Annotated in this window: 5 protein-coding genes; 2 read left to right on the top strand and 3 right to left on the bottom strand. The window is 44.7% G+C overall.

The window, feature by feature from the left end; genetic code table 11:
- Together F6K52_RS29030 and F6K52_RS29025 are read left to right on the top strand one after the other, a co-directional pair.
- A partial coding sequence (locus F6K52_RS29030) for an alpha/beta fold hydrolase (RefSeq protein WP_293086878.1) occupies positions 1–2,041 on the top strand: 2,041 nt, incomplete at its 5' end.
- A gap of 50 nt (positions 2,042–2,091) precedes the next feature.
- Complete coding sequence (locus tag F6K52_RS29025) at positions 2,092–3,174, top strand: amidohydrolase family protein (RefSeq protein ID WP_293086875.1); 1,083 nt, start codon at positions 2,092–2,094, stop codon at positions 3,172–3,174.
- A 14-nt stretch (positions 3,175–3,188) separates the two neighbouring features.
- Here the strand turns inward: F6K52_RS29025 and F6K52_RS29020 are convergent, their stop codons facing one another.
- The 3 genes from F6K52_RS29020 to F6K52_RS29010 all read right to left on the bottom strand — a co-directional run bounded on the left by F6K52_RS29020 (position 3,189) and on the right by F6K52_RS29010 (position 6,788).
- Complete coding sequence (locus F6K52_RS29020) at positions 3,189–3,320, bottom strand: hypothetical protein (RefSeq protein ID WP_293086872.1); 132 nt, start codon at positions 3,318–3,320, stop codon at positions 3,189–3,191.
- 195 nt (positions 3,321–3,515) lie between these two features.
- Positions 3,516–5,309 carry a hypothetical protein gene (locus F6K52_RS29015; RefSeq protein WP_293086869.1) on the bottom strand — a complete coding sequence of 598 codons (1,794 nt, stop codon included), beginning with the start codon at positions 5,307–5,309 and terminating at the stop codon, positions 3,516–3,518.
- Positions 5,310–5,318: 9 nt separating this feature from the next.
- Positions 5,319–6,788 carry an NAD(P)/FAD-dependent oxidoreductase gene (locus F6K52_RS29010; protein ID WP_293086865.1) on the bottom strand — a complete coding sequence of 490 codons (1,470 nt, stop codon included), beginning with the start codon at positions 6,786–6,788 and terminating at the stop codon, positions 5,319–5,321.
- Positions 6,789–7,148 lie beyond the last annotated feature (360 nt).

The following is a 7,148-nucleotide window of genomic DNA, read 5'->3' as shown; positions in this document are numbered from 1 at the left end:
GTCTGTCTACGATATCTTTGGCCTCTTGGCAGCGGGGGGTACCTTGGTTATGCCCGATCCAGAGGCAGCCAAAGACCCAGCCCATTGGGTTGAGTTAATGACGACCCATCAAGTCACCCTCTGGAACACTGTCCCTGCCCTGATGCAGATGCTAGTGGAATATCTGTCTGAGCACCCAGACCAAGTAACCGAGAACCTCCGACTTGCCCTGTTGAGTGGTGATTGGATTCCACTCAATTTACCGACCCAAATCCAATCATTATGGCCCCAAGGACAGGTGGTCAGTCTGGGGGGAGCCACAGAGGCTTCAATTTGGTCTGTGTACTATCCCATCACCACCGTAGAGCCGGAATGGAAGAGCATTCCCTACGGCAAACCTCTGGTGAATCAAAGTCTACATGTGCTCAATCACAATCTGGATCCTTGTCCCAATTCGGTTCCGGGTCAGCTCTACATTGGTGGGATTGGTCTGGCCCAGGGCTATTGGCGGAATGAGCAAAAAACGAATGCTAGCTTTATTCTGCATCCCCAGACTGGAGAGCGCTTGTATAAAACGGGTGATTTGGCCCGCTACTTACCAGACGGCAACACTGAATTTTTGGGTCGGGAGGATTTCCAAGTCAAAATCAGTGGTTATCGAATTGAACTGGGTGAGATTGAGGCAACCCTGCTGGGGCATGCTACAGTTAAGGAAACCGTTGTGGCTGCTGTGGGTGAACTACAGAGTAAGAAGTTGGTGGCCTATGTGGTCTTCCACTCAGAATCATCCGACTCTGCCACAGAAGACATCCACGATGACATCCGCATTGACGAACTGCGTCACTACTTGCAGCAGCAGTTGCCAGAGTATATGGTGCCGCAGAGTTACATGGTCCTTGATGCCCTGCCCCTAACGGCAAATGGTAAGGTCGATCGCAAACGATTGCCTACCCCTGAGTTAATCGGCGATCGTCACTCCTCTGACACCTACATTCCCCCACGCAATCACCAAGAGCTACAGCTGGTAAAGCTATGGCAGGAGATTTTAGAGGTTCAACCCATTGGGGTTCGTAGTAACTTCTTTGACTTGGGGGGGCACTCCCTGTTGGCCGTGCGCTTAATGAATCGCATTGAGCAGGACTTTGGGCGATCGCTGCCATTAGCAACCCTGTTTCAGGCAGCAACGATTGAGCAACTGGCCGCAAGCTTGCAGCAGGAGCAGAGCGTGACATCCCTGTCTCCTCTGGTTCCCATTCAGACCCAGGGCACCCAACCGCCTATTTTCTGTGTCCACCCTGCTGGTGGGACGGTCTTTTGCTACCTGGAGCTGTCCCAACTGCTCGGTGCAGACCAGCCCTTCTATGGATTGCAATCTTTGGGTCAACAGGAAGGGCAAGCTCCACTGACAACGGTGGAAGAAATGGCAACGGCTTACCTAGCCGCGATCCGCGACATTCAGCCCCAGGGTCCTTACCTGCTAATGGGTTGGTCCTTTGGTGGGATGATTGCCCTTCAAATGGCCCACGATCTACTCTCCCAAGGTGAGCAGATTGCATTCCTAGGCTTGCTGGACACCTATGCACCAGCCTACATGCCTGATGAGCAGTCCTTATCAGAAGATGTGGAAGTAGTTTTGGAGCTATTTGGGGGGCCTCTCGCCCTCGATTGGGAAGCGCTCCGAGAATTGCCCTCGGAGCAACAAGCGGCCTTAATTTGGGAACAAGCTCGCCAGGCAAATCTAGTTCCACCGGATTTAGAAGCGGCTCAAATTGAGCGCCTCCTGCAGTTGATGAAGCTCAATCACAAAGCCATGCGCAGTTACTCACCTCCTGCCTATCCGGGTACGATAACACTGTTACGTGCTTCATCTGGTTTAGTAGCAGTGTCTGAGGCAGAATCGATAGTCGATCCCACGTTGGGTTGGCAAGCAGTTACGTCCTCACCAGTTCAAGTTTATACTATTCCTGGTTATCACGAATATATGGTGCATCAGCCTACAGTTACCATTGTGGCTGAGACCATCAAAGCCAGTATTGAAAAAGCGCTCAATGCCGAGGCTTAAACGTCATCCTAGTGATGATTGCTAATAAGTTGAAAAGGGAATGATATCCGATGCTGAAGAACTTTAACATTATTGATGCTGACAGCCACGTCTTGGAGCCCGAAGATCTCTGGGAAAAATACCTGGAACCTCAGTTTAAGGACTTGGCACCTAAAGACTACCAATTTGAAGGTGAGCTGATCCTACACAAGTTATCTGAACCTGTGATGGCCGAAAGTAAGAGGCTCATGGCAGAGGACCCCAGTCGATATAAAGGTGGTTATGACCCTCAAGCTCGAGTTGAGTTGATGGAAAAAATGGGGTCTGACGTGACCTTTTTGTACCCAACCATCGGGTTGTGGATGTGGGCGATCGACACCATGGATTCCCAACTGGCTGGCGCTCTGGTCAGAGCCTATAATAATTGGCTGCAGGACTTTTGCAAACACGACCCCCAAAAGTTAAAGGGTGTAGGTGCTATTAACCAGCATGATCCCGCAGATATGGTGCCAGAGCTACAGCGAATTGCAGAGTTTGGTTGGCGAGCGGTCTTTATTCGCCCCAATCCCGTGAAGGGACGAATACTCAGCGATCCGGCCTATGAACCATTTTGGAGTGAGTGTGAACGCCTGAACATAGCCGTCACGGTTCATGAAGGAACCCATAGTCGTCTTCCCACCACTGGGGCTGATCGTTTTGACTCTCGTTTTGCACTCCATGCCTGCTCCCATCCGATGGAGTTGATGATGGGACTGTTGGCCATGATTGAGGGGGGCATTTTAGAGCGTCATCCCAAACTAAGGGTGGGCTTTTTTGAAGCTGGGTGTGGTTGGCTACCCTACTGGCTATGGCGATTGGATGAGGAATATGAAAATCTTGCCTATGAAGTCAAGGATAATGTCAAGATGAAGCCCTCTGAATATTTCCAGCGTCAGTGCTTTATCGGGTTTGAAGCATCAGAGCCTTATCTGCCTGAATTAATCGAGTATATTGGGGCTGATAAATTATTGTTTGGGTCTGATTTCCCTCATATGGATCATCCGAACTTTATCGAAAGTGTCGATGAGGCACTGGCACTGCGACAGCGTCTCCCTGAGGAGACCATTCGCAAAATCCTCCATGACAATCCCTTGAATTACTACGGGCTAACATAGCGGCGTTGCGTCAGTCAAGTAATGGATAGGAGTAGAGTGGGCATCCTGCCCGCTCGAAAATAAGCATGAAACTGGCAAGATGCCAGTTCCACGCAAGATACCCATTCCATGCAAGATACCCATTCCATGCAAGATGCCCATTCCATGGCAAAATGCTAATTAAACCAAGATATCTATTCCACGTAAAGTACCCATTACATGTAAAATACCTATTACACGTAAGCTGCCCATTCCACGCAAGATGCCCATTCTACAGGTGCGACCCAAGGGCGATTTACTCGTCCTTGGGTCGCACCTACTCTTAAAATCATTCTATTATTCAGTAACGCCGGATTTTTTTCCTATTCCCTACTCCCTGTTCCCTGTTCCCTTTTAACTTTTATAAAACCACCTTTAATACCACGGTTTGGATCGCGAAGTTGGATATTATCTTCTATTTCAAATGCACAAGGTAGTTTAGCAGACCAGCATAGCTCATGGTCTTCTGGAGAGATATCTGGTGGAGACAAATAATTAATACCATTAACTTGTTTTTTTTCTAAATATGACGTCATCATTTGGGGAGGGAGAATCAGTCGATAGGAGGTTTTTTGATTTAGAACAATAGCTAAGGTGATAACCGCTAATGCTAAATAACTAGTTATCCTAAAAACTTGAGGAATTATCCATAATTTGGATGGCTGTATTTTTTTGGTTATTAGGAAATTAAAATTGCCAAATTTTTTATTAAATAATATAGTAATATATAAACCAGGTATAAGAATTAAATATCCTATTCCAAATCTGATTACGGGAGCATAGAGCATCAGAAATACCGTTCCCAAAATAGCTAATCCTAATACCCACATCAAACTCCAGAGGCGATGAGTGATTGATGTTCGGATAATAGAGATAGTCAATAAAATTGAAATTAAAATTATTACAGTAGCGATTTGATTTAGAGTACTATTAATCAACCAAATCCCAAATAACCAAAGCCAGGGAGGAATATTTGGTGGAGCTGAGTCAAACCAAATTCCCCAAACTTGAGTGTTATCAGCAACTGCTTTAGCTTCTTCTGCTGTCCAAGACCAGGGTAAATCCAGACATAAGAATGATGAGGGAAAAAGTGGGCAACCAGAGGTGACGATATTGACAGCGAACATGGGTGATAAGAGTAAACTAGTGATGACAGCACCTATCACTAGTCGTTTTATACAAAACCTACTGAAAACACTATAAAAAATAACTGATATTAATAATATAGGTAGACAAGTAAGCTTTATAGTTACAGCTCCAGCTGCTAAAATAAGTGGGATAAATGGATCGTAAAATTTATTCTTAAATTTATTTTTAAAACTATAATTTTCATCCTGGGTTACGGATGATGAGCGATGGTGAGCAATGATTAACATTGCCCAAGCGATGATTACGGTCAGCAAAATTACTGGGATATCTGGCGATGGAGAGACCAGGATATCTGACATCAAACTGGATAGACCTAGGAGAGGGAGTAGAATTAATGAGCAGATGACGATAAACCAGTCACTGAGCTTTGCTTGATTGGTGAATAGTTGAGCGAGAGCAATCAAAAAGTGTACTATTGCCAGAAGAAAGGCAAAGCCATTGGTGATGGCACTAACTTGAGCATCGAAAATTGGAGGGTTAAAGGGAGCAGCGAGAGCAAACCACGATGAGGTAAAACCAAGCTGCTGAATGAGCAGGGCGATACCTGGCACTGCTCCATACTCGGACAACCATCGGATGGCTCCATAGTGATAGAGACCTGTGTCAAGCCAAGTTACTTGTCGGCTGGTGAATGCTGCGACACCAAATTCTAAGGTCAACAATCCCAAAGCTAAGTTGGGAAACACCATGAACAATAGATTAGCAATTTCATCCCGGGTAGGTTGTGATGTCAGAGACAATAAACTCAGACTAGCAGCGGTACACCAGCCTACCCAGGAATTGAGGGGAAATACTAAGGAGGTTGCTAGCAGTGCAATGGACAGCACAATGATGCCCAACCACACTGCTGCAATAATGCGATCGCTAACTCGTTTAAAGGAATCCGCTTGGAGTACATTCAGTACAGCAGTTCCGATCAAGTAGCAAGGAATAAGTAGAAAATTCCAAGTCGTGATGAAGTAGAACATGTCAATAGCCTATACAGGCTGAAAAACTGAGTCCTCTACTGAATCCTGTTTTTGCTTTAACTCTTCTGTAGTAAATTCTTCATAGTAAGACCGTTCAGTATTTACCTGCCACAGATCATGGTTTTCTCCCAGTAAATTCTTCACTGCTAGCATTCCTGTTAACATGGAATGGTCTTGATTATTGTAGCGATGCATCCCATTGCGTCCAATGGTTTGTAGGTTATCAAAGTCTGCTAAAAAATCTTGAATCACTTGTAAATGCTGACGATAATCACGGTCGTAAACTGGGTAAGCTTTAGGTTGGCGCAACACAGTACCATCTTCTACAGCCTTGGCATCAGCTAGACCTAAACTCGCCACTTCACGGGTGGCTAAATCCAGCAATTTGCTCTCAGATAGATTCCAGATTTCATCTCCCTCATTACAGAAGTATTCTAAACCCAGACAGGTCTTGTTAGGATCCGATACCATTTTTGGACTCCAATTCTTAAAGTTTTGGATGCGACCCACTTTTACTTCTGGACTATGGATATAAATCCACTGATCAGGAAATAAATCTTTAGCATCAATAATGAGCGCTACAATAATAAACGCTCGATAAGATAGGGATTTTGCTGCTTCGATTACCGCTGGTGGGGGAGGTGGATCGAGTTTTTTAACCAGTGCTGTCACTGGCATACTAGAGATGAAATGGTCTCCAGAGATACTGATAGTTTTTTCATCCTGCAAAGCAGTAATGCTTTTGATATGATTACCATCTCGTTGAATACTAGTGACGACAGTATTCAGTCTTACCTGACCACCTTGATTATCTACTGCTTGCTGAAATTTTTCCCACATCATCCCTGGTCCAAGTATGGGGTAATCAAATTCCTTAATCAAGCTTTTGCTATTTTGACTTCCGAACAAAGCATTGATAATTGCTTGTTTTAGAGATAATTTTTGAATACGCTGTGCTGCCCATTCTGCTTGAATTTTATCGCAGGGTATGCCCCAGACTTTTTCCGTATACGTTTTAAAAAATAGTCTGTATAGACGACGACCAAAGCGATCGCTTACCCACTCTTCAAAGGTTTCAGGTTCACGCCAAGGTTGCAATTTTGCCTTGATTTTTGCCTTGAAGTAGCTGAGCAAAATAATCAGACTGTTAATGATGCCTAAATTCGATAGGGTGTTAAAAATTGAGAGGGGATAGTCGTAGAATTTCCCCTGGTAATAAATGCGTGACATGCGGGGAACTTTGATAAAATCTTCCCCTAAAACCTCTTGCCAACGTTGATGCGCTGCTTCTACTTTGGTATAGAAGCGATGACCACCAATATCGAAGCGATAGCCTTTGTAGACTTCGGTGCGAGCAATACCACCGACTTTATTGGATTTTTCTAGAACGATAGGTTTAATGCCTTGTTTAACCAGGTCATAGGCAGCAGTAAGACCAGCCGGTCCTGCCCCTGTAATCACTACGGGATAATGTTCCATTGATTAAAAATATTGCGTCAGTGGTGAGTGCGTTAGTGGTCAGTGCTTAGTAGGAGAATATCGATTTTTATTCCATAGCGATCGCAATTCTAAGTTAACCCTAAAATTCAAACAGTTATTATCAACTGTTATGGTTCAAATTTTTAAATTAAATTCAGTAATATAGCGTTTATAGAACTCATGAGGTACACAGAATTGACTATTGGCTCTTGCCTCTGGGAGCATGTCAATTTTGTTAATCCCTGATTTAGATCCCCCATTATCCCCCTTAATAAGACTTTTGAATCTAATTCCCCCCTTTTTTAAGGGGGGCTAGGGGGGATCTATTTACCTAATTACAAAGGTGACATGCTCCCCTTA

The organism is Moorena sp. SIO3H5, from assembly GCF_010692395.1.
GTDB lineage: Bacteria > Cyanobacteriota > Cyanobacteriia > Cyanobacteriales > Coleofasciculaceae > Moorena.
The sequence above is the reverse complement of the archived record's forward strand: the minus strand, read 5'-3'. Positions and strand labels throughout refer to the sequence as shown.